Source organism: Cupriavidus sp. USMAA2-4, assembly GCF_001854305.1.
Classification (GTDB): Bacteria; Pseudomonadota; Gammaproteobacteria; order Burkholderiales; family Burkholderiaceae; genus Cupriavidus; species Cupriavidus malaysiensis.
In genome coordinates, this window is record NZ_CP017750.1 from 108,741 (window position 1) to 132,420 (window position 23,680).

At 62.6% G+C, this 23,680-nt stretch carries 22 protein-coding genes; 20 read left to right on the forward strand and 2 right to left on the reverse strand.

The features are described 5' to 3' along the window. Nucleotides 1-55 precede the first annotated feature (55 nt). Both BKK79_RS36625 and BKK79_RS36630 read right to left on the reverse strand, forming a co-directional pair. On the reverse strand, nt 56-400 hold the full coding sequence (locus BKK79_RS36625; RefSeq protein ID WP_071040610.1) for a hypothetical protein: 345 nt from the start codon (nt 398-400) through the stop codon (nt 56-58). Next, a complete protein-coding gene (locus tag BKK79_RS36630) occupies nt 393-1,412 on the reverse strand; it encodes a hypothetical protein (protein WP_157128675.1) in 1,020 nt (339 codons plus the stop codon). Before BKK79_RS36630 ends, BKK79_RS36625 begins: the two co-directional genes overlap by 8 nt. A 564-nt stretch (nt 1,413-1,976) precedes the next feature. Here BKK79_RS36630 and BKK79_RS36635 point away from each other — a divergent pair. From BKK79_RS36635 to BKK79_RS36730, 20 genes are all read left to right on the forward strand, one after another. Beyond that, nucleotides 1,977-3,119 carry a TraI domain-containing protein gene (locus BKK79_RS36635; protein WP_071040612.1) on the forward strand — a complete coding sequence of 381 codons (1,143 nt, stop codon included), beginning with the start codon at nt 1,977-1,979 and terminating at the stop codon, nt 3,117-3,119. A 5-nt stretch (nt 3,120-3,124) separates the two neighbouring features. Beyond that, nucleotides 3,125-4,966, forward strand: a complete 1,842-nt coding sequence (gene traD, locus BKK79_RS36640; RefSeq protein WP_071040613.1) for a conjugative transfer system coupling protein TraD — start codon at nt 3,125-3,127, stop codon at nt 4,964-4,966. 256 nt (nt 4,967-5,222) lie between these two features. Then, entirely contained in the window at nt 5,223-6,641 is a 1,419-nt protein-coding gene (gene iscB / locus BKK79_RS36645; protein WP_071040614.1) for an RNA-guided endonuclease IscB, read from the forward strand. Beyond that, nucleotides 6,638-7,156 (forward strand): hypothetical protein, encoded by a 519-nt coding sequence (locus tag BKK79_RS36650; RefSeq protein WP_071040615.1) that lies wholly within the window; start codon nt 6,638-6,640, stop codon nt 7,154-7,156. The genes iscB and BKK79_RS36650 overlap by 4 nt, the downstream gene beginning before the upstream one ends. Then, entirely contained in the window at nt 7,153-7,785 is a 633-nt protein-coding gene (locus BKK79_RS36655) for a DUF4400 domain-containing protein (protein ID WP_071040616.1), read from the forward strand. The genes BKK79_RS36650 and BKK79_RS36655 overlap by 4 nt, the downstream gene beginning before the upstream one ends. Nucleotides 7,786-7,861: 76 nt before the next feature. Next, nucleotides 7,862-8,851: a CpaF family protein gene (locus BKK79_RS36660; protein WP_071040617.1), complete on the forward strand. Its 990-nt coding sequence runs from the start codon at nt 7,862-7,864 to the stop codon at nt 8,849-8,851. After that, nucleotides 8,823-9,149, forward strand: a complete 327-nt coding sequence (locus BKK79_RS36665) for a hypothetical protein (protein ID WP_157128676.1) — start codon at nt 8,823-8,825, stop codon at nt 9,147-9,149. Before BKK79_RS36660 ends, BKK79_RS36665 begins: the two co-directional genes overlap by 29 nt. After that, nucleotides 9,146-9,451, forward strand: a complete 306-nt coding sequence (locus BKK79_RS36670) for a VirB3 family type IV secretion system protein (protein WP_071040619.1) — start codon at nt 9,146-9,148, stop codon at nt 9,449-9,451. The genes BKK79_RS36665 and BKK79_RS36670 overlap by 4 nt, the downstream gene beginning before the upstream one ends. Beyond that, entirely contained in the window at nt 9,445-11,919 is a 2,475-nt protein-coding gene (locus BKK79_RS36675; protein ID WP_071040620.1) for a VirB4 family type IV secretion system protein, read from the forward strand. Before BKK79_RS36670 ends, BKK79_RS36675 begins: the two co-directional genes overlap by 7 nt. A gap of 32 nt (nt 11,920-11,951) precedes the next feature. Continuing rightward, a complete protein-coding gene (locus BKK79_RS36680; RefSeq protein ID WP_071040621.1) occupies nt 11,952-12,656 on the forward strand; it encodes a hypothetical protein in 705 nt (234 codons plus the stop codon). A 12-nt stretch (nt 12,657-12,668) separates the two neighbouring features. Beyond that, entirely contained in the window at nt 12,669-14,018 is a 1,350-nt protein-coding gene (locus BKK79_RS36685; RefSeq protein WP_157128677.1) for a hypothetical protein, read from the forward strand. A gap of 122 nt (nt 14,019-14,140) precedes the next feature. After that, nucleotides 14,141-14,869: a type IV secretion system protein gene (locus BKK79_RS36690; protein WP_071040623.1), complete on the forward strand. Its 729-nt coding sequence runs from the start codon at nt 14,141-14,143 to the stop codon at nt 14,867-14,869. A gap of 11 nt (nt 14,870-14,880) precedes the next feature. Then, complete coding sequence (locus BKK79_RS36695) at nt 14,881-15,678, forward strand: TrbG/VirB9 family P-type conjugative transfer protein (protein ID WP_198173439.1); 798 nt, start codon at nt 14,881-14,883, stop codon at nt 15,676-15,678. Nucleotides 15,679-15,806: 128 nt separating this feature from the next. Beyond that, nucleotides 15,807-17,024, forward strand: coding sequence for a TrbI/VirB10 family protein (locus tag BKK79_RS36700; protein ID WP_157128678.1), 1,218 nt, complete (start codon nt 15,807-15,809; stop codon nt 17,022-17,024). Continuing rightward, nucleotides 17,021-17,782 carry a hypothetical protein gene (locus BKK79_RS36705; RefSeq protein WP_071040626.1) on the forward strand — a complete coding sequence of 254 codons (762 nt, stop codon included), beginning with the start codon at nt 17,021-17,023 and terminating at the stop codon, nt 17,780-17,782. The genes BKK79_RS36700 and BKK79_RS36705 overlap by 4 nt, the downstream gene beginning before the upstream one ends. Before the next feature lie 26 nt (nt 17,783-17,808). Continuing rightward, nucleotides 17,809-18,246, forward strand: a complete 438-nt coding sequence (locus BKK79_RS36710) for a toxin co-regulated pilus biosynthesis Q family protein (protein WP_071040627.1) — start codon at nt 17,809-17,811, stop codon at nt 18,244-18,246. Nucleotides 18,247-18,255: 9 nt separating this feature from the next. After that, nucleotides 18,256-20,013 carry a hypothetical protein gene (locus BKK79_RS36715; protein ID WP_071040628.1) on the forward strand — a complete coding sequence of 586 codons (1,758 nt, stop codon included), beginning with the start codon at nt 18,256-18,258 and terminating at the stop codon, nt 20,011-20,013. Nucleotides 20,014-20,027: 14 nt separating this feature from the next. After that, nucleotides 20,028-21,308, forward strand: coding sequence for a hypothetical protein (locus BKK79_RS36720; protein WP_071040629.1), 1,281 nt, complete (start codon nt 20,028-20,030; stop codon nt 21,306-21,308). Nucleotides 21,309-21,314: 6 nt separating this feature from the next. Continuing rightward, nucleotides 21,315-21,779: a hypothetical protein gene (locus BKK79_RS36725; protein ID WP_071040630.1), complete on the forward strand. Its 465-nt coding sequence runs from the start codon at nt 21,315-21,317 to the stop codon at nt 21,777-21,779. 19 nt (nt 21,780-21,798) lie between these two features. Then, complete coding sequence (locus tag BKK79_RS36730) at nt 21,799-23,664, forward strand: GspE/PulE family protein (RefSeq protein WP_198173440.1); 1,866 nt, start codon at nt 21,799-21,801, stop codon at nt 23,662-23,664. The last annotated feature ends 16 nt before the right edge of the window (nt 23,665-23,680 follow it).

Consider the following 23,680-nt stretch of genomic DNA (forward strand, 5'->3'; position numbering starts at 1 on the left):
CGTTTCTTCCCAGAACTCCAGTCGGCCTCACACGATACATGGTGAGGCGCTTACATTAATCTTTCTTCGATTTTCCGAGATCGACCAGCAATTGGTGTGTGACCGTATGCGCTGAGACCTCCCCATCGATCAGGGACTGCACTACCCGCGGATCCCGGAAGCGGAACTCCCACAACGGGAACCCGACCTGCGACAGGGAAATGACTTGTTGGATCGAGGCCTTTGAGAATTGCGAAAGTACCTCGGGTGGCACTCCAATCAGCTCCGGCACACATGGAATGTTGCTTGCTGCAGCAGTGCGGAGCAGATCAAGCAGTGCACGATTGACCTTGCTAACGTAGTCAAGCAGTACCTGGGAAGCCTCCAGATCGAGCGACGCGACATTTTGGACCTTAGACATGGCTTCTCTCCGCAGCTACCTTGAGGGCGGTCGCGAAGCCCTGCAATTCCCCGACTACCACTTCCACGCCTTGCCAGATTTCGTCGGTGCAATCCCCTGCGCGCGCAGTCAAAAGGGCAATCAGGTTTCCGACCGATTCCGTGACGCTCGTTCGTGTGCGGGCCACGACCGAAACAATCTCCGCCTCTCGCCCAATCGCATCCTTCTCGCGCTGGAGAGAGTCGAGTTCATCCTTCTTGTGCCGAATCTCCCCATTGAGGCGATCCATGTCTCGGCGGAGAAAATCGACGGCGTCCGATGCCGAGGTGAAACCCTCCGGAATCCTTTCGACGATCTTCTCGACAACTTGGCGATTATCAAGAGCACGCCGCAAATCAGCCTTCTCAGTCTCATGCTGTTGAACGACCTCGACAAGCTCGTCAATATCTTTCTGTTTTGCGACGACGATCGTGTGGGTGTCCTTCTCATTGCGGCGGCTGATATCAAGCTGACGTTCAGCTTCCGCAATTTTCGCGTCCTGCTGCCGCAAGCTCTCGCGCGCTTCCTGGAGATCCTCCGTCAACTCATGATTGCGGCTCGTGAGCTGCCGGACTACTGCATCGTTGATACTCTCTCCTTTCTCGGCCAACTCCAACACCTCATGGACCACGGTGTCGGTCGAGTTCTCCAGGAGTTCAAGCGCGCCCATCGTGAATTGCTCCGGACGCGGAAACAGCTCCGATGACCCGTCATTCAACCGCCGGAAACCAGACGCGGCCTTGATATATCGCTCCGCAGTGCGCCCGGATATTCCAAGAAGTTCCTCTGCCACAGCCTTGAAGTTTCGGCCGACCAACTGTTTGATCTCAGCGACGAGAACACACATTTGGAATAGATCGCAGGCGGCGCGCTTCCGAACAACATTGAACTCGCCAACGATTATGCGAAGGCGGTTGACTGCCTCTTCCGACAAACCGGCCAGGGCGTCGTTAGCAAACACCTCTTGGACCGTTACATTATTTGTATTTTCCATCTTTGCAGATTATTGAAATCACCCCATCCAAACCTGATGCATCGCCGCCCCCTTGCGGGAGACCGCGGCCAGGAACAAAGACCCGTGCGGCTTCCTCGGGTCGCAATCGCTCAAGCCTCGGTACAGCCCAGACCGATTGCGCCCTACGCCGTCTCTCTCGTGATTCTCCGGTGCACGACAACACGCACTGGGGATGAAAGTACGTTAATAAGTGGAGGGATTTACGTCTACCCTACTGTAGTCCGGCCGAATTTTACTGAAAGTGATGCTTAGATAATATGCAATGCTTGGCCGTGCAGATGCGCCCATCCGAGTATTGATTGAATATCAGCCAATAGTGGGCATTGATCAGCGCATATTATTCGTGGAATCCGATATGAATCAGAAGCTTACGAATCAACGGCCCGCGACAGCTGTCGCAAAATGGGCGTCCATCCGGCGCGACAGGCCCGCCGAGTTGCACCTCGCTCTGGCGTCGCATGACAGAGACGGCCAGCAGATTCCGCACCGAAATTGCAGCGCTTTCTGGGCGTCTGAGAGGACCCATTCGCGCACCATGTCGGAATGCGTGTGCACCGAACCCCTCCAGCAGACCTTCTTCGCGAGATCGACCCTGAGATCATCGAGAATCTGCGCTCGGCGTCTGGATTCAAATCGACGGTCTTCGAGCAGCACCTCCAGCCGGTAATCCTCCGTCTGGCCGAATGCGTCCAGACGCTCCCTCTTTCCCGGGACGCTTTCCCTGAGGCCCGTGGCGCGCTCCAGTTCGGCTTGCTCTGCGGTGTCTTGGCATTCCAACTGGGCGACAACACCATCTTTCTACCTGGTCACTCCCCGGAAGCCCGGCGCGTCCTTGACCCCCAGTATCGCTACAGCGCGTTCGCTGCAACGATCGCCTCCGTATTGCCGATCGTCGAGTGCAGCGTCGTCGTCCGCATTGCCGGCCGACGCTGGTCGTCGCTCGATCAGGTGTCCCTCCACTGTGCATTGGAGAACGCCAATCAACAGGGATGCGACGTCGAGTGGAATCCGAGCCCCCGGCGCCCCTCACGCCTTGTCGCCGCGATGATGGCCGGGCGATTCTTTGTTCCCGGGCAATGGGCTGAGTTTGAGGAAAGCGTGATCGCGGCCTTGATCGACAGTATCCTGCCCGTCCGAGCCGCAATTGCCATGGAGCAGCCCTTGACTCGCGTGGTCAGGGTGTCGCAGGACAAGGTGCTCGAGGCAGACGCCCGGGCACGCTCCACCCGCGTTGCCGAAGCAGGTGCAGCGTTGCTCCCGCTATCCGCCTTGCTGGCGCAACCCGAGCAACCCGCGGGCCTCCAGGGCGGCCAACCGACGGCGTCTGGGCCTGCCCCCGTCGCTGCCGCTACATCGCCCCCAGCCGCGGCTTCTTCCGAAAGCGTTGATCCGCCGAAAGCCGCTGCCGACGCTGCCCCCGAGGCGCCCGAAGTCCCTTTGCCTCCCGCAATCGACGAGCTGGTTCGAGCGATTCGTGCCGACCAGTCCTTCTCCAAAATCATTGACGATTGCGTGACGCTTCCCAGCGGCGAGGTCCGCTTTCCCCGCAAAGCCATGGCCCGGTACGGTATGACGGCGCAGGCCTTCCTTGACATGCTTCGGACTGCCAACCTCGTTACGGCAACGGAAACCTCGCATGTCACCCTGGGGCCACGCTTCGCGCGCGCGCTGCTTCAGCACGAGTAGCCGCGATGCGCAGCTACCAGGACATGTTCCGCCCCAACTACGATGTCGGCGCCGCCGGCACGTGGTTGGCCGCATCCGCCATGCTCGCCGCCTCGCAACCGCCCCTATGGTGGTTGGGTACACCCATCGGTCTGGCGATCGGGGCAGCGCGGACCCGGCAGTCCCTGGACGTCTACAGATTTCGAATCTCTCTGTCGGTATTGCGCGCGGCCGAGATGTCGCTCGAAGCCGTCCTGGAAGACTCCCGCCAGGCTCGCCGCGATCGGAAGTCACTGTGGCTCGGCAAAGGCTTCATCTGGCAGCAACGGCATGCTGAGGTCGCACAGGAAATCTTAACCAGGAACCCCAGCGAGCTGGGCACGCTCCCGCGCTGGTTGCCTAAGCGCGTGATCCGTTCGATCACGCCTAAGAACTCGGTCCTCCTGCGCGAGGACGCCATCGGTGTTCCGTGGATTCACGGCCTTGAGCCCACAGAGATTCCGGTCATGTTGCCGATCGAATCGCTGGTCGGCCACACCCTGATTGTCGGCACCACTCGGGCCGGGAAAACTCGTCTTTACGAACTGATCTCCACCCAGATCATCGACATTCCCGGAAGCACGCTCTTCGTGATTGATCCGAAGGGCGACCAGGACTGGGAGCGACGCCTCCGCGCAGAATGCAAGCGCACCGGCCGCAAGTTCCTGTACTTCCACCCTGCGCATCCGTCCAAGTCGATACGCATCAACTTCCTCGCCAACTGGAACAACCTGAGCGAGGCAGCGACGCGGATCACCAACCTGATCGATGCCGACGAATCGTTCCGCGCCTTCGCGTGGAAGTCGCTGTACCGGGTCATGTCCGGGATGGTGGCCTGCGGCGAGCGTCCCAACATCAAGCGGGTGAAGCGCTACATCCAACTTGGCGTCGATTCGCTACTCGAGCGGCTCCTGACCGAGCGCTTCTTCGCATCCGAAGGCCCAAGCTGGGATCGTGATCTCCAGTCGGCGGCCGGGGGCAAGATGGTCACCCGCATCGAGGCCATGATCGAGAAGTACAACCGATCTGGCGGCGGAGAGAACGAGGTCCTCGACGGTCTGATCGCGATGGTCCGCCACTCGAAGGAGCACTACTCCAAGATGATCCAGGTTCTGGAGCCCATCTTGGAAATGCTGGGCTCCGGCGAGGTCGGCGCGCTTCTGTCTCCAGACCCGGAGGACCCCTTCGACAAGCGGCCAATCTACGACACGGCCAAGATCATCAACGAAGGCGCCGTCTTCTACTGCGCCCTCGACTCCCTGTCCGACCCTATCGTCGGCTCTGCCATCGGCAGCATGGCCTGTGCCGATCTCGCGTCCGTCGCCGGATCGATCTACAACGCCACGGGCAAATCCGACATCTACCTGATGGCTGATGAGGCGGCCGAGATGACGAACAACCAGCTGATCCAGCTGCTCAACAAGGGCGGCGGCGCGGGCTTCAAGGTATTCCTAGCAACCCAGACGGAGGCCGACTTCATTGTTCGCCTCGGGTCACGCGAGAAGGCCAGGCAGATGCTCGGCAACCTGAACAACGTCATCTGCCTGCGCGTCAAGGATACCGACACCGCAGAGTGGATCGCCGGCAGCTTCGGGAAAACCGTGGCGCGACGACAGGCGACCTCCTACTCGAACACGTCGGAAAGCTCCACTGCCTTCACCGAGTTCCGCGGCAGCACGAGCCGCTCGCTCAACGAGACTGAGGTGCCCCTCGTTTCTCCTGACCTACTCACCCGCCTGCCAGGCCTCCACTACTTCGCCTTCCTTGGCGGCAGCACTCTTTACAAAGGACGCTTGCCCTTTATCGGCCGGTCAACTACCCCGCCCTAACGGGCGGAGCTTGAAAGAAGCTCGGGTTGACCAGACCGAGCGGTAACCAACCCGCTACGTTGTACGCAGTGCCCAAGACCGACCCTGCCGTGCTTCCTCAGCGGCAGGCTCTCGAAGCCCCGGTTGCAGACAAGCGAAAGGGTAAGCACGAAACGGATCGAGGCAGATGGCCGGCGTACGACATGGTCGAGGGGAGCGGGTCCGCAAGGACCCCGTCACCAGGCCCGTAAGGGCGATGTTGAATAGGAGGTACCGCATGGCGGTATGTGTGTTAGACCGGCAGGGCAGACCACTGATGCCCTGCAGCGAGAAGCGGGCGAGGTTGCTACTGGCCCGCGGCCGCGCCCGTGTGCATCGGGTCGTGCCGTTCGTGATCCGGATCGTCGACCGGCGCCAGGCCGACGGCCATCTCCAGTCGCTGCGCGTGAAGCTGGACCCCGGAAGCAAAGTGACCGGCATCGCGTTGGTGCGCGAGCTTCCGGTCGCCGACGATGGGAACGGCGACTCGGCGCCAGGCGCGGTGGTGTTGAGCTTGATCGAGCTGGTCCACCGTGGTCGTAGCATTTCCGAGGCACTGACGGCGCGCCGCATGTTCCGCCGCCGCCGGCGTGGGGCGAACCTGCGCTTCCGGGCACCACGCTTCCACAACCGAGTCCGCGCTCCCAGGTGGCTGCCGCCCAGTCTGGAGCATCGCGTCAAGACGACGCTGACGTGGGTGGCGCGGCTGCGTCGCTGGGCGCCAGTCACCGCGCTGAGCTGCGAGCTAGTCCGGTTCGATCCTCAGGCGCTCGAACAACCTGAGATTGCCGGCGTCGAGTATCAGCAGGGAACACTCTTCGGGTACGAATTGCGCGAGTACCTGCTGGAGAAGTGGAGCCGACGCTGTGCCTACTGTGACCGGGAGAATCTGCCGCTGCAGATCGAACATATCCAGGCTCGGGCGAAGGGGGGTACCGATCGGGCGAGCAATCTCACGTTGGCCTGCGCTACGTGTAATCAGGCAAAGGGCGCACTACCCATTGAACGCTTTCTGGCCCGACAGCCAGCGCGGCTGACCAAGATTCTTGCGCAGACCAAGCGCCCACTCAAGGACGCAACTGCGGTCAACGCCACGCGCTGGGCACTGTTGAACGCACTGAAGCACACAGGTTTGACTGTGGACGTCGGCAGTGGTGGCCGCACCAAGTTCAATCGGTCCCGCCTCGGCATTCCGAAGACGCACGCACTCGACGCCGTGTGCGTCGGGAGCCTGGCGCTCGTGAAGGCCTGGCGCCGGCCGACCTTGACGATCACGTGCACCGGGCGCGGCAGCTACAAACGGACGCGGCTGGATCGCTACGGCTTCCCGCGCGGCTATCTGATGCGTGGCAAGAGCGTGCACGGGTTCCGGACCGGCGATGCGGTGCGGGCCAAGGTTCCCACAGGTAAGAAGACTGGCGAGTATTTCGGGCGCGTGGCGGTCCGGGCGTCCGGCCGCTTCAACATCCAAACCAGCGCAACCCTGGTGCAAGGCATCGGCCATCGGCACTGTTGCCTCGTGCAACGAGCCGATGGCTATGGTTATCAGTTCCAAACGACGGATAGCTTAACGCGAGAAAGAGCGGGTTCTGGGCGTGCCGCGCACGCCGCGCTATCCCTGCCCGGCCAGACCGCCGAGGTTTCCCGCGCTGCATGATGACATTTCCACAACGAATCAAGAAGGCGGACCACAAGCCGCTCAACGACCTGGCGAACGAGCTATTCGTTCGGCAGCCAGCCCGCCGCGCCTGGAACGACGAGCCGTTTCTGCGCGAGATCACGATTTGGTTCCTCCAGTACATCGGTGTTGGGCGCCGGGCCATTGCGGACCGCGACGTCGCCAGCCGCGTCGTCAAAATGGCAGTCCTCAAGTACCGCAACGCGCAACGCTTGAATGGCGACAGTGTCGATTCTTATCTGTTCGCGTGGATGGAGGAGGGCAGCTACATCTTCCGCTTCGACTACACCGACAACACGGGACAGACCTGGGACTACCTGAATCAGACCCTCTGTGAGTTCCTCGATGGAAAGGAGGCAGTGATCTGCTCGCAGAACAGCCTTGATCAGTGGACCGCAATGGAACGCTTTGCGACTCGCTTTCTCCGACCAGAGTACGTCCAGGGCCTTCTCGACCGGTACCGCAACCACGCGCACCATGGGAGCCCGCCGTGATCCTGTTCGCTGAGAAGAGTGAGTTCAATCGGCACATCCTGTTCTGGTGGCTGATCGCGCCGCTCCTCACGCTGCTGATCCTTCCGGCCTTCATGCAACCGGAATCGTTCGCGATCGCGTCCGCGGAGGTCCGATACCTCACGCATTGGGGAAGCCGCGTGCACCCGGTCACAGAGCGTGCTGACGCACTTTTCAACTCCCTGTTCGTTGACAGTGGCTGGGTACGCGGGAGCCTCGACCTCGCCCAGCCCCGCACACGCGACCTACCCGCCGCCACCGGTCTATTCCGTTGGCTCCACGGTTGGATTGCTGGGTTCTGGATGCTCCTCTACCGAGTGATCTGGCGCGTCTATGCGCTGCTTCCGATCTACTTGGCGGCGATCCTCGGCTACGCCCTTCCGGCGTTCGTCGATGGCCTCACCACCCGCTTGAAAAAGCGATACGACTTTGGTCAGCACAATCCGATCTTCTTCTATTCCAGCATGCATTTCGTGCTGCTTGCAGTCGGCCTCGCTCTCTTCGTCCCGATCACCCCGCTGACTCTCACGCCGTGGATCCTGGGCGGCTACTTTTTTCTCACAGCGGCCGCGGTATGGATCATGGCATCGAACCTCCAAACCGGCGGGTAGGCGGCCCGGGAATCCGACGGAAATTGGTGCGGCATTCGCATGCACCGACACCCCTGGCGCGTCCGATCATGAACGGATGATCCAGAAGAACGTCATCGCCGAGGCGATATCCCGCTCCCTGCGCCCTCTGGTGCCATACCTCGACGACCTTGAAGTCACCGAGATCATGGTCAATCCCGGCGGAAGGGTGTTCATTGAGCGTAGCGGTGAGCTTTTCGAAACCGACGTCCGCCTTGGGGACAGCGATATCGCCGTGGCAATCCAGGCTGTGGCGAAGTCGATCAATAAGGACACGCGAGCGAACACCCCGGACGCGATACTGGACGCATCGCTCAACGGCATGCGCTTCGCCGGCGCCGTCGCGCCAACGTCCCCGGGGGGCGCCACGTTCTCCATCCGGAAGCACCCACCGCCCGACCAGCGCCCGACGTTGGACTTGCTGATCGACCGTGGAATGCTTGCCCGCCACCAGGCTGATCTGGTGGTCGACCTCCTCGTGAGGCAAGGCAAGAACGTCTTGGTCGCTGGCGGCACCTCGTCCGGAAAGACCACATTGGCGAATGCATTCCTCGGCAGCCTGCCGAGCCACGAGCGAGTCATCACGATCGAAGACGCCCGGGAACTGAACATCAACTTGGCGAACTACGTTCCGTTTGTCACGAATCATCAAGTCGGGCTTACCGCTCGCGCCTTAGTCAAGCACGCTCTTCGATTCCGCCCCGACCGAATCATCCTCGGCGAGACCCGCGGCGACGATACCTATGACCTGATCCGCGCCATGAACAGTGGCCACGACGGAGCCATGACGACCGTCCACGCGAATGGGCCGCAGGAAGCGATGGACGCCATCGAGCTTCTATTTCAACAGTCGTTGCCTCCCGGCGCCCAGATCGACGCGTTGGCCGCACGCCGTTACATAGCACGAGCCATCAACGTGGTCGTTTGCGCGAAGCGCCGGATCGAGGTCCGTCCCGATCAACCCCCGCTGATTCGACGCACCGTCGACAGCATTAGCCTTGTCAAAGGAGTGACACCAGATGGCCAATACGAACTTGAAGCACTCTAGCCCACAAGGCGGACGGCTTCGCTCGGCCGTAGCAATCACCGCAATCCTGTCCTTGTACTCGGCCAGTGCCATGGCCGACGGCGGGATGGCCAGCATGTGTTTCTTCATCACCTACATGAAGCAGATCGTTGGGAGCGTGGCAGTGATCGCGATCTTCGTGTGGGTGATGGGCTATTTCGAGAAGAAAGCGGTCCTCGCCGATATTGGGCAGTACGTTGTCCTCGGTTGCATGATCGCCGCGATGGCGGGCTGGTTCGTCAGCCAAGCAGGCCTCGTCCCGCCAAGTTGCAGCGCATGAGACAGTCCCCCACCTATCTCGCGCTCCAACGCCCGCGCCTCGCCGCCGGCATTGGTTTGAAGGCGATTGCGCTGATCTGGCCCCTCGGCGCGATGGCTTGCATCCTGATGGAAACCGGCTGGCCTTTACTCGTCTCGGTCGGAGCGCACGTCTTCCTGCGGTGGGTCTATCGCCGCGACCAGCACATCCTCGCGATATACATCAAGTACGCGCAAACCTCAGACCACTACGCCCCCGGTGTGTACGACGAGTTGCCCGGAAGGGAACGGCCGCGCGGCTATGGAAGGGGGGTACGATGCTAGACCTCCACTACAAGCGGCCTTTGGAAGGCTCGCCACTTCAGGCCGTCCTGCCGTGGCTGGACTATCTCAGCCCCGAGCTGGTGCTGTGTAAGGATGGATCGATCCTCGCTGGATACCATTTCACCGGCTTGGATCCGGACAATCTCGACGAAGACCTGGTCGATCAAGTCGCCGAGCAGGTCCAGCGTTCGATCTCGCAGTTCGACTCACGAGTCACCGCCTGGTGGCTAATCGACAAGCGCCGCGATTTCAGCTACCCCGAGTCAGAGTTCACCAACCGCGGGGCTGCCCTGCTCGATCGCCTGATCGGCAACGCTTACCGTCGTGGCATCACCTACCGGTTCCGCCGCTGGCTATTCCTTCTCTACACCCCAGCGGGCGGCGCCGACGGCTACTTCGAAACAGTGTCCCGCTTGACGAACGAGGAAGGGATGAGCTTCCCCGCCGCAGTGGTACGTGGCGCCTTCTCTTCGATTTCCACGAGCGAAGCAGCGATGCGAGACGGGTCTCGTCTGCAAGCCGCACAGGGCGATTTCGAGACCATCCTCGCGATGTTCTCGAGCACTGTCCCCGCCATCCAGCTTCAACGGATGGGCCGCCGGGATTTCGAGGTCGCTTTCCACCACCTGACGAACGTCGCGAGCCGCCTCCCGGCCGGAACGAAGCCCGGTGGCGTCATGTTCGACGGCTGGCTCCCGACGGGGGAGGTCACCCCCGGTCGGTCTGCAATCGCGTTCCAGTCCGAGGGCGACGTCCGATACTGCGCGGCGATCGGTATCAACCAATGGCCGGCCCCTACGACGCCGGGCCTCTTCGAGGCGTTGCTGGCATCCGACGTCGAGATGACCATCTGCCACATCATTCGCTTCCTCAGCAACGAGCAGGCGAAGGCGCAGTTGGATGACGCGATCAACTACTACCGGATGACCCAGTTTTCCCCGATCAACTACGTCGCGCAGAAACTCACTGATGCGCCAGCGGAGCCGGACAGCGGAAAGCAGGATCTTCTCGAAGAGTGCATGGAGGCCAAGCGACGGCTCTCCGGCGAGGGCCTGGGCTTCGCGTTGCACAACCTGTCGGTACTGGTCTACGCAGGTAGCCCGGACCAGCTTGAGACCGACTGCCTCGCGGTCCACGGGCGCCTTGCGGACGCAAACTTCCAAACGACACGGGAGCGCCTCAATCTCATGCCGACGTGGGAGGCAATGCTCCCCGGGCAGTGGTCTCGGCAGACCCGCTTTCACGAGGTCAGCCTCGAGACGGTGGCAAACAGCCTTCCGCTGTTCACCATGTCGGAGGGGAGTCACCAACACACCTACTTCTCGGAAGTGCTCCGGCGTCCGGTTTCCGCACTTGCCATCTTCATTGACGGTTACGGTGGTCGTTACCACTACGTTCCGCACGTCGGCCAAGTTGGTCACGCCGTCATCGTCGCGCCAACCGGCATGGGCAAGACAACGTTTGCCAATCTCTGCCTGAGCCAGTTTCGCCGATACGACGACCCCGACCGAGGTGAAGCCCAGGTCTTCATCTTTGACCGCGGCCATTCGTGCCGCATCGTCACCGAGCTGCACGATGGAAAGCACATCGACATGGCCAGCGGCACCATGCGGTGCAATCCCCTCGCACCGCTAAGGGATGGCTCCGCCGACGGTTTGCTCTGGGTCCGGGAATGGATCATCCGTCGAATCGAGGAGGGCGGATACCGCTGCAACGCGCAGGACCGCGAAGACATCGACCTGGCGCTTGTACGCCTGCGCGACACGAGCCAGGAACTCCGTCTTTCCGCACTGGCGATCCAGCTTCCGGCGCATCTGACGCTCCAACTCGGAGAATGGCTGGAGGGCCGGCCCTACGGCATGTTCGATAGTGTCGAGGACACGTATGAGCTGGCAAGTTGGACGTGTACCGAGATGATCCAACTACTCGCGGTGGAGCGCCTGGCGCGCGCGTTCATCGACTACGCGTTCCGGAAGCTCTTTGCCATGCTCGATGGGCGGCCGACCTTCGTCTACATCGAGGAGTCGTCCTTCCTGCTCAGCAACCCGGCATTCGCCCCGCGGCTCGACGAGATTCTCAAGACGCTACGAGCACGAGGCGGCTTCGTATGGCTCACGATGCAGTCGCCTACGTCGATCACATCGTCCGAGATCTCCGCCACGCTCACCGACAACGTCCTGACGAAGATTCTGTTGGCGAACAAGGCGGCTGAGACCCACCGGAAGGCATACCGCGACCACTTCGGCCTGACCGACGAGAACGTGGACGTCATCAAGGCATTGATGCCGCAGCGCGAGTACCTGATCGTCTCGAACGGCTTCGCGCGCGTCGTCCAGCCCGTAATCCCCGCTGAAGCGCTGCCATTTCTCCGCGCCGAGCAGTTCCTGCAGACGGTCTTCGATCGGCACCGTAATAGCGGATCCCCCAACTGGAAGGCTCACTATCTCGCGGAGGCGGCCCGACTATGAACGCTCGTACGCTACTCACTGCCGCAGCACTCATGCTCTCGGTCCAAGCCGCACACGCCGGCGGCGGCGGGGGCGGGATTGTCTTCGACCCCACGAACTGGATACAGACGTCGGCGACCGCCGCTTCGACTGTCAAGCAAGAAGGAATCGCGGTGCAGAACGCCGCCCGGATGGCCAAGATGGTGATCGACTCGGGAAAGATGGTCCAAGGGCGATCCCTCGGGATCACCGACATGACCCAAGCTGTCCAGCTCGCGCAGCAACTCGGGAAGCTGGCCGGCGCAGACGACGCTCTGCTAAACGCCATCGGGAACAAGCAGACCTACATCAACGACGTGATCGCCCTCTATGGCGCCAGCAAATCGGGCGACTTTACGACGTTCGTGAACAGCATCGGCCAGCGCGCGAACCTCGGGAACGCGAACGCGAAGAACCTGCTTACGCAGCACGACGTCCTGAATGCCGCAATTCAGGTTGCCCAAGGCAAGCGCCTGCAGATCGCCTCGGAGATGGGCTCCGTTCCCGGGGTCACACAAGCAGTCCAGGTCGCAACGGCGGCCCTGGACACATTGATCGAGCAGAACCAGGTCCAGGCTTCCGCGTTGGCAGCCCAGTTGGCCGCTGCCGCGAAGCGTGAAGCGATGGAGACCGCGAGCAGAACCAATGCGGACTCTCAGATGGCCGACTACGCGACAGCCACCCGCTCGCGCCTCCGCACCCTCGGCATCACTCCCTAAGGCCAGAACATCGTGAATATCGTCGCCCAATGCTTGCGAGGCCTGATCGCATTCGTTGCTTGCCTGGTTTTGTGGCAGCCGTCCGTGCACGCGCAATCCGAGGTCAACAACGTGCCGGCTGCGCCGTCGGCTCAGCAAGCCGCCAACGGAAAGTGCGGAGGCACGACTGACTTCTTCTCGGGCATTGAAACGGCAACCGCTCGCTTCGAGGGGATGACCAACGTCAAGGCCACGCTCATTCAGGGTGGGAGCGACACTGCGGCCAAGATCGTTCCCTTTGCTAAGGGGATCGCGGGCGGCCTTGCCGTGCTGTCGTTGCTATGGGGCATTGCGCGGGCCATGTGGGGGGGGCAAGGAACACCGATCACTGCAACCCTCGACGTCCTGGTCCCCTCTCTCATCGTCGCCTTCCTCTTGACTAGCTACTCGGGAACGATAGCTGTACTTCAGGAAGGCACCGACATGATCTCCAGTGTCCTGCCAGGGCCGTGGACTGCTGTTGTCAAACTGTTCTCGGCCATGTTCGGCGCAATCGTCGCGGGATTTCAGCACACGATCGCCGCGATCGATTGCGTCGGCGTCTTTAGCTCGGGATTCCTGTGGGCTGTCGGAGTAACCGCTGTCTCCTGCGTTCTCCTGATCTATGCAACGATCTGCGTCGTCGATGGACTTATCGAGATCGTTCGCGTTCTTTTTCTCGGCCCCTTCTTGGCGGCGGTCGGCATCGCCGTGGGCCCGATTTTTGTCGCGTTCGGCGTCTCGGGATGGACACGCTCGTGGATCGGGCCGTGGCTCGGATTCACCATTCAGGCGCTGCTGCTCTCCTTCTTCTCCTCGCTAGTCCTACTGCTGATGGCCACGCCGTTCGCGGCGGTGTCCGACGCAATGAGGTTCGGAGACGTGAGATCCAGCAGTGGCGTCGTGATGCTGGATTGCCTGATGATCGTTGGGCTATCCCTTCTCGCAAGCCGGCTCTTTGCGCAGATCCCTCAGATTGTTTCGACGCTCTTTCCTGGAAATCTCGGCATGGTCGTTGGAAACGGCGCCCGGCATCCCCGCCCCCCCAAAGACGACGGCAAAGGCTCTGGCCGTTCGCAGGGGTCCGGAGGCATCGTCCGGCAGGTACTGCAGGGTGCAGCGAGCGGGATCATTCGTAGCAGTCCCACGCTGTCGCTAGCAGTACGTGGCGCTACAGCACTCACCAACGCAGCGTTTCGCTTCGGCGGTGGTAGCAGAGCTGGGGCAAGCGCTGCCGGTCGGGGAGCCGCCCCGGCGCCGAGGCCCTTCCAGGCCGTGTCGTCAAGTCGTCAACAACGTGCCGCCGATCGGCTCGCACGGCGGCGACGACCCAATGGCACCTAGCCACTTCCTCACCACGGCCCGCATATGCGGGCCGTTTGCATTGGGCAACCCAACCAAATCCCGCGAAATTCTCCATTGCATTCAAGCGCCGGCGTCAAGGTCCAGCGGGAAAAATCTCCTGTATGAAACTTCTCCGCCGCTCACGTCCCTCCGAAGCCGCCGCCAGCTCCACGCCGGTCAGCTTTACTCCTGGCCCGCCGGAAGAAGCGGCGAAGCGAAAGCACTTCGAGCTCGGCGCTGCCGAGCGGATTTCGCGCAATCGCTGGTTTCTCATCGCAATCATCGAAGGCCTCGCGCTGGTGGGCAACGGCTTCGGCATTGCCCATGTGCTCCCTTTGAAGACCGTGGAGCCTGTGGTGATCTACCAGAACGACACCGGCCGGCGGATCGTGGACACGAGTCAGACCGGGAAGTGGCAACCCGATCAGTCAGCAGTAGCGTTCGCCATCAACCAGTGGGCACTGAAGGTCTTCACGATCAACGCGGCGACCCTCGATGCCAACCTCGAGTTCGCTGCCTCACGGACGTCGGGCACCGCTACCGACCAGCTCCGAGACCTGCGCCGCAAAGACAACCCCTATACGGCGCTTCACGACAATCCTCGGCTCGTCAGGGAGTACGACAACCTCTCCCTGAACTTCCTTGGCGATGGTTCGGCGGCGTTGCTCCGCTTCAAAACGACGACAAGGCGGTCGGCCGGCGACAAGCCTGAAGTCCGGTACTTCTCCTTGACGATCAACTTCTACACGGTCAAGCCAGCAAGCCGCGAGGAGGCCTTGAAGGATCCCGCAGGCTTGTTCGTGTCGAGCTTCAACCTCAACGACGAATCGACGCCTGCGGCCCTCAAATAATGCGATCCCTCTTGCCCCTGATTCTCATCGCTGCGGCAGCATTCCCCGCGGCACATGCAAAAGCACCAGCAGACGCCGAACTCGCTCGGATCGCGCCGGCTGCAGCGCCAAGTGAGCTGCCGGATGACAGCCGGATCGTGATGTTCACGTTCAGCCCGGATGCAATCTTTCGGGTCTATACAACCCCGGGAACGATGACCCATCTGGAACTGGAGGCAGACGAGGGCATTGTTGAGAAGCCAGCGCTGGGGGACACGATGCGTTGGCGTGTCGCCGGCGGGCCGAGAAACCTCTTCATCAAGCCGCTGACACCGAACCTCGTCACCTCGATGACAGTGGTCACGGATAAGCGCACGTACCAACTCGAGCTGATCTCGGGTGAACCAGGCGCCAAGCGATATCAGAAGGTCACCTTCCACTATCCCGAGGAAGAGGCCGCACTGACGCTCAAGGAACGTGAGAAGAGCGAGGCGGCGGATGTTGTCGCGGCGCGGGCCAAGGAACGAGACCTCGGCGGGACGCCCGATCCGACCGCCTATGACTTTGCCTACGACATCGATGGCGATGCGACGTTCCGTCCGGTCGCGGTCTTCAACGACGGGAAGCAGACCTACATCAGGCTGCCACAGGTCCAGGACCGACCAGCAGTGTTCCTCTATGAGGACAAGAAACCTTCTCTCGTCAACTATCTCGAGAAGGGCGACTACCTGGTTGTCGACCGTGTCGCCAGCAACCTCTTGCTGAAGCTCGGAAGCCGCGAGGTCCGGGTCTCCCGTAAGACGGGCCTGTTCGGCTGGGGGCGAAACTGATGGCCGAAGAGCTGAAGGATCCCTTCGCCAGGCCGCCGGAGCCGCCACCGCCCCCGTCCGGCGATTCCGCTCCGCACGAGGCCTTGGGGAAGGGGAAGGTACGCCGGAACCTTCACATCGTGGCTCTCATGTCCGCCGCCGTGGCAATCGTCTTGTGGATGTTCTGGCCTCAGGCAAAGACATTGCCGGCATCGCCAGACCAATCGAAGGCCTCGCAGGCAGCGGAGACGAACGCCGCGGGAAAGCAATTGCTCCAGCAACTGCAAGCCGACGCTAGCGCGGCATCTGTGCAACCTGCGTCCGCACCAGCGGTGCCCGGGGCGGGTGCCGGCGCATATGAGTACCGACAAGCGACTGTGCCGACGCCAATGGGCGATGGGGGGGCCGCCGGTCGAGCCGTCTATGCCTCGGCCGATACCTCACAACCTGTGGGTTCTGGCACCACAAAGGAGGAGGACGCCTGGGCATCCGCGCTCGATGTCGGGTCAGTCACGCTTAAGGCAGGATCAAGCGCGGGCCAACGCACTGACAGCGCAGCGGCGCTGGTCGGCGCCATCTCCGGCATTGATCCAGCGAACCAAGGCAGCTCCGCGGCCGGCGGCACCACCGGTGCCTCGCAAGCCAGTCTCGCCGAACGTCAACTCGACGTAATGGGGCAGGTGATGCAACGTCAGCAGACGACCTCGGCAAAGGCGAGCGACGCCGAGTTCGTGAAGCAAGCCGGCGCCGCCATCACGAACCCCGTGAATCGCCAGCAACCCGCGTACACAGAGTTTGCGCTCTATCAGGGTACGGTCGTTCGCAGCGTCCTGCTCACCGGTATGAACAGTGACCTACCGTGCACGGTGACGGCCCGAGTGACCTCGACGGTCTACGACTCGGTCAGTCAGCGAATGCCTCTCGTGCCGGCAGGCTCGCGGCTCTACGGTGTTTGCAAGAGCGAGGTCTCGTCGGGCCAGACGCGAATCCTCGTGGCCCTCCAACGGCTGATTCGGCCGGATGGCACCTGGATCGCGCTGTCTGGCGCGACGGGAGCGGACATGCAGGGGATGGGCGGTGTTGCGGCAGATGTCGACACGCACTTCCTCAAGATCTTCGGCAGTTCGCTCGTGATCGGCGCCGCATCCCTGCTCGCATCGACGTCCTCACAGAACGTCACCGTCAACGTCGGTGCGGGAGCAACGCAGCTCGGCGGGTCCGTGTTTGCACAGACCCTCTCCGACACCGTTCGAGCCATTCTGCAACGCAACGTCAATATCCAGCCCACGTTGACTGTGGAGCCCGGCTCGGAGTTTCTTTTCGTGGTTTCGCGCGACATGCTCCTGTCGCCTTGGAGAACTAAGTGAGCAAGACGTATCTCTGCGCCCTTGCCTTGTGCACCCTCCCGGCGATCGCCTCCGCACAAGGCCCCGACTCCCCTGTACGGATGGTCTTCAACGACGGGGTGAACACCTATATTCAGGCCCGCCCGGGCGCAGTGCTCGCCGTTCCCGATGCCGTCAGGCGGCAGGACGCCTTTATGGTGCGGGGCATGCCGGTTGAGATCACCGTCTACGCACGCGGCCGACGCTACGACGTACGCCGGATCGGAAACTCGACTCAGGCATATGCCGTCGATCTCGCGCCTGAACGCGCCCCCTTGAACCCGGCCCTGCAGGTAGAGATGTCGCCTCCACCCGCCAGCGCCTTGCCTACACGCTCGGCAAGCTCGGCCGTGCCCCGTGTCGACGATGCGGCGGCCGTACAGCCCACGCAGGTTGAGTCCGCCCTGTCGATCATCGGCGCCGAACCGGCCCAGGCCTCGACCAAGGCAACGACCACGCGACCGGCTCCTCCAATGCAGGTCGACCGCCCCGAGACCGACTCACGCGGCATAGCCCAGGTTCCCGTGACCGCAGAGGCTGCGCCACCACAGCTCCGGCCGGATCCGGATATTCGCCTTGAAGTGACCGGGGCCAGCGAGGCTGAAATCCGGGCCGCAATCGCCCAAGCCAAGGCCAACGGGTGGACCTCCTTCTCGGCGTCGGGCGAACCGGACTTCGTAGCGCGCGTTCAGGCCTTGTGGCCCGACGTCCCGGCGGCCCTGGTCGTCAACGGCAACTGATCTAACTCCCGAGCGGAGCTTCTCCCATGGCAAAGAAATTCCTCACTTCCGTATTGCTTTCGACGGCGCTGGCCTCCCCGGCCTACTCGGCCAATTACCTCGTGAAGGGCACGCCCCCGTCCCCCGACTCTCTCGGCACGCTGGTCGCGCAGAAGGACCCGGGCGCCCAACTGACGGCTGCCCCTCAATCCTCTGGCCAGGCCTGGGTCGTAACTCCCGCGGACCAGAACCTCCGGATGCTGCTGAACCGGTGGGCAAGCGCCGCTGGTTGGACCGTTGTGTGGAAGGCCGAACGCGATTCGCCCGTCGAAGGTAGTGCCCAGTTTGCGGGCGACTTCAAGCGCGCTGTGCGCGATCTGCTTCAGGGCACCGAAGGAACCGACCAGCCGCTGCAGCCTTGCTTTCACACCAATGCCGTCATCCGGGTGATCTCCGCCCGCGCTGTCTGCGACCGCACCGAATAAGGAACAACGATGCGACCGACCCTCAAACTCGCAGCATGCGCTGCAGCTGCCGTATCCCTCGCCGGCTGCCTCTCCCCGGAACTCACCCAGCGCACGCTCGGCGCTCATCGCGACGCTCAAGCGCTGGCCGACGCCCAGCGCGGTATGCTCAATCGCACGATCGACAACAAGCGAGCGTTCATCGAGCAAGCGCAGGAGGTCAACCGCCCGTACCTGGTCGGCCGATCGATCCCGCTCTCGAAAGACGTGGCATTGCCGCGCGCGCTCCAGAAGGGCGTTCGGACCGCCACGCTCTTCCCGGATACCCGTGTCTCGCTCGCCCAAGCGGCCCAACGAATTACGCTTGTCACCGGGATCACGGTCAGCATCACGCCGGATGTCTACCTCCCGGCGATCTCGCTCATGCCGAAGAGCGGTACCGTGACCGCCCCTGCAGCTGCCACCCCGGCCGCCGCCGCGGTCCCGCTACCGACCCCCATCGCGGCTGCGGGAGCCACAGTGGGCAGCCTGCCGCCGGCGCCGATGCCGATCTCAGTGGCCCAGGCCAGCGGGGTCGGGCCGGTCCAACCGGACTCGCCGCTTGAACTCGACTTTCCTCGGATGGAAGCGCCGCTGTCCCAGATTCTCGACAGCATCGCGAACCGCCTGCAGATCAAGTGGAAATACGACGAGCAGGCGAACGCCATCAAGTTCTACCGCCTGGTCACGAAGTCGTGGAATATTCCGGTGTCGCCGGCCACGAATTCCTACTCGACGTCCTTCTCCGGTCCGACCTACCAAAGCAACAACAGCAATGCGCTAACCGCCCAGCAGGCCGCCAGTACGGTCCGCAGCGAGGCCAGCGGGCTCAATGAGCTCAACTCCATCAAGGAGGCTGCCGACACGGTCCTGACTCGCGCCGGAACGATCAACGCGAGCCAGGCCACCGGCACGATCACGATCACCGACACGGCGGATGCGATCGAGCGTGCAGACGCGATCATTACGGAGCAGGTCGCCATCCTGTCCCGGATGGTTCTTCTGCGTGTCCAGACCGTGCAGATCACGACGACCGACACCGGCGAAAGCGGCGTCGACTGGAACGCGGTGCTGACGAAGGCATTGGAGCATGTGCCGGCATTCAGCCTGACGGCGCTGTCTCCGGCAACGCTGGTCAGCGGCAACGCAGGCACGCTCGGTCTCAACCTCCTGTCTGGCTCGGGTAGCGGGACCCAAGCGATCATCCGGGCGCTGGCCGAGATCGGGAGGGTACAGACCTCGACCGAGCTTCCGCTGTCCACGCGGAACCGGCACGCGATCAGCTACAACGTCCGGAATACGTTCTCCTACGTCAGTAGCACGACCCCCGGGGTTTCGTCCGTCGCTGGAACGGCCTCCACCCCCGGCATTCAGACCGCGCAGGACTCCACGGGCCTGAAGTTGGTGCTCTTCCCGAACGCGACCAGCAAAGACACAGTCATGCTGACGCTCTCGATCGACCAATCGGTTCTCCAGAGCCTCCAGACTTTCGTATCAGGCTCTGGCACCGCTCAGCAGTCTGTGCAGCTTCCGAATGTGAACGGCGAGGGCTCCACCCAGGAAGTTCCCATCCGAAATGGCCAGACGCTGATCCTGACCGGATTCGACCGCCTCAACTCGCAGTACGACCGCCGGACTATGGGCGACGGCCTGCCTCTCGCCCTGGGCGGATCGAACACACAAAGCCGCACCCGCACAACCACGATCGTCCTCGTCTCCGCGGTGATCCGCGACGACAAGGACAGCTAAGGGGGGGGCCAACTGTGATCCTTACCGTCAACAATCGCCCGGTCGCCTTCGGGCTTGATTGGCGCGTCTTGCTCAGCCGCGGCAAGCCCGATGGCCTCGCCCGCAAGAGCAAGGCGGCGCTACTCTGGGCAGATCCCAACGGCCAGTACGCCGGCCTGCTGCCGCCGGCGGAGGTCCCGCCGAAGCGGGGCGGGCCCGTGTTTGCCGGCGGTCAACTCGTGGCTCGAGCGACTTCAGAGCCGAACGTCGCGTACGTCGCTGAGATGCCGGGCAATGAGCATCACTACCTGGTCTGCTGTATCCATCAGCGCCGTCCTCGTCGTGACTTTGACCAGGTGGACCGCTCTGCGAGTCAGGTATCCGACCTACTGGCCGAGTTCGCTACGCTTTGCGGCGAGCAGGGCTACGTGCTCTACGGCGACGCCCACCTCGAGCATCTGCGCATGCTCACGCTGCAGGATCTGGTGCGGTATGCCGATCCCCAAGCCGCGATGCGCCGCCCGGCTGCGAGTCTCAAGCTAACCCATGTCGCGGCGGCTGTCGTCGTGGTGGGTGGCTCCGTGCTTGGCTATCAGGCCTATCGAGACTGGCAGACCAAGAGGGCGGCAGACGAGGCTGCGCGCAACACCCTGAGCGCAGAGGAACTGTACACGCAGGCGCTGGCTGCGGCAGCGAGCAAGCCTGTCCTGCTCGCTAGGGATCTCGGCCCGTATCTCGACTGGGTGCGCGGGCTGCCGGTCTCTGTTGGCGGGTGGGGTCTGAAGGGCGGCGAATGCAAGCCGGTGGGCCCGGACCGCCTCCAATGCGACGTGCGGTTGGAGCGTAACTTCGCGGCCGCCACCAACGCGACCTTCCTGGCGGCTGCGCCGGAGGCCTGGCGCAGCACCGCGACGTTCGCCCCGGACCAGAAGACCGTGTATGCGTCGGAGAGCGTGGTGTTGGCAGGCTGGACCACCGTGGCGAACGTGCTCAAGGCGGCGCTGCCGCGCGCCGACGTGCCCGGCCAGTTTTTGCCGATCTTGCAGACACTGGCGATTGTCGGGACAGAGCCGAAGCTCGATGCGCTAAGCCCCTTTGCCTTGCCTCCGGGCGTGGCGGAAGGGGACCTCAAGACGATCTACAGGGAAGGGAAGTGGACCGTCCAGATGCCCTTACGCACCGTCCCAAAACTCACCAATTTCCCTACCTACGCCTCGATCCGCTCGATCGGCATCGCCGTGGACCGTAGCCCCAAGGCCACCTCGGCGGAGTCGTTCGCCATCGTCACGGTAACTGGATCCATTCTCACGAGATAACACGCCATGGAACGCAAACACCTCCTGATCCTGCTGGCGACCCTCGCCGGCGCCGGCCCGGCATGGGCCCAAGTCGACGTGGCGACGGTCGGCCAGATCGAACGCCTGGAGTCCGACCTCACCATCAAGAAGCTGAGGGACGAGTTGATGAAGCCCGGTGCGGGCAGCGCCGGAGTCGCACCCGGAGCGCCAGTCAGCACCGGCGCGCCAATCGCCGGCGCCATGCCTCTGAAAGACGCCCCCCCGGTGTCAGAAGCACGGCCGGTGGTCACGGCAGTGTACGGCGTCGGCAACGGCGACGGCACGATCAACTACCAGGCCAGCCTGCGCATGCATGGAAAGATCTACCCGATCCATAAGGGCGCGCGCGTGGGCGGCTACCGCGTGGTCAAGCTGACCACGGCTGGAGCGGATCTCGTCCCAGACACTCGCGATGGCAAGGGTGCCCGCGTCTGGGCGCCTGCGCAGTAATCCAGCCAAGGAACGCGCCATGTTCGCTCGATTCTTCTCCCGACGGGCCCGGCCGAGCACACCAGGAGCACCGCGGGCGCCCGCGCTCTCCGCAACGGCCGTCAAATCGCCAATCGTTGGAGCACAGCCGCCCTCCGCGATGACGGCCGCACGGCCGGGCACGGCTTCGCCAACCCCAGCGCTGGCGCCGGCGCCAGCGCCGATCCGCCAAACAATCGTGCACCAGGTAGCGCCGTCGGTCGTTGAGCACAGTGACGACATGCCGGCCTTTCTTCGCAAGCTGTACGACGAGGTCAACCTGCAGCCTTCGCTTCGGCATCTTGTTTGTCCAATCGAGTTGGAGAATAGCCGCTTCGCCTTGGTTGTGACGGAAGAGCATGTGCGCTCAGATGTGGCGACCGAGCTGATCAAGGCGTTGTCGTTCAAGTACACCGCAGCGGATCCCCTGTACTACGTCGCATCGACCGTTGTCATGGTCGAGCTCTGCCGGGACGGTGAGACGGAACCCCAGCAGCGCGGCCGCTCGAAGTCAGCGCTGATCGGCTCGCGGGCCGGCGAATCATCGCTGTGGTCGCAATTCGAGAACATGGTCCGATTTGCCTCCGTCAATGATGGCTCCGATTTGCATTTCGAGATTGACCGAAGCAAGCCGCGCTCGGTAGTTGGCTTTCGCATCGATGGCAAGCTGATCCGACCGCGCGCCTTCGAGGTCAAGACGTCAGACCTTTTGGATACCGCGGCCTATCTGTACAACGTGAAATCGCAGTCTGGCTCGGAGAACACCTTCAACGAAAACAAGCCGCAGCAGTGCCAGATCAAAGCGGCCATCCACGGCTCCAACCTACTGTTTCGCTGGGCATCCAACAAGAGCGCCAGTGGGACGAAAGTCGTAATGCGTATGCTTCACCAAGATGAGGAGCAGACGATCCGAACGCTGCCCGAGTTGGGCTATCTACCAGATCAGATTGGCATCTGGGATCGATCGATAGGGAGGTTGGGGGGCGGGATCGTGATCGCCGGTGTCGTCGGGTCGGGAAAGTCCACCACCGGCCAGACAGTGATGACGATGCTTCCCTCCACGATGGCCAAGTACACCGTCGAGGATCCCGTTGAGTACATCATACCGGGCACGACCCAGTTCTCCGTCTCGCGCAGCATGACCGATGCGGGATCGGACCCGTTCATCGCCGTCAAGCGCCAATTGAAGCGGATGGACCCGGATGTGGTTCTGATCGGCGAGATCCGGGATAGGGAGAGCGCCGGCTTGTTCCGGGATATCGCGGAATCTGGTCACCGCGCCTTCTCCACGGTCCACGCCCCGAGTGCCATCGACACCATCACGATGCGGTTGACCTCCGACGAGCTGGGCATCCCCATCGATGTCATCGCGACGCCCGGCTTCATGAACCTTCTGGTCTACCAAGCACTGCTGCCGCTGAACTGCCCCCATTGCAAACTCGACCACATCGCCGCTACCTGGATCGAGGAGGACTACCTCGCTCGCGTGGAGAAGCTGTTTGACCTCTCTCGCCGGGATCTACGGTTCGCCAACCCGGAGGGTTGCGAGCATTGCCGGCGAGAGGGGCTTCCCGAACTGCATGGCGTGAAAGGCCGAACCGTCGTCGCGGAGATGATCGAACTCGACGAGCAGATGCTGCATCTTTTCCGCGAGCGCAAGAATCTCGAACTGAAGCACTACGTGCGGTCCCTCAATCGCGCCAAGTTCTACGAGCCTCAGACCGTTGGCAAGCGGGTGCTAGAGGTGTCCATGTACAAAGTCTCACAGGGGCTTATCGACCCCCGTGAAGTCGAGTACAAGTTCGGGACCTTCGAGCAGTACGAAATCCAGAACAATGCCGAGCGCCAACTGCGTCGCGTGGCCTAACCCCTTCCTTGAAACC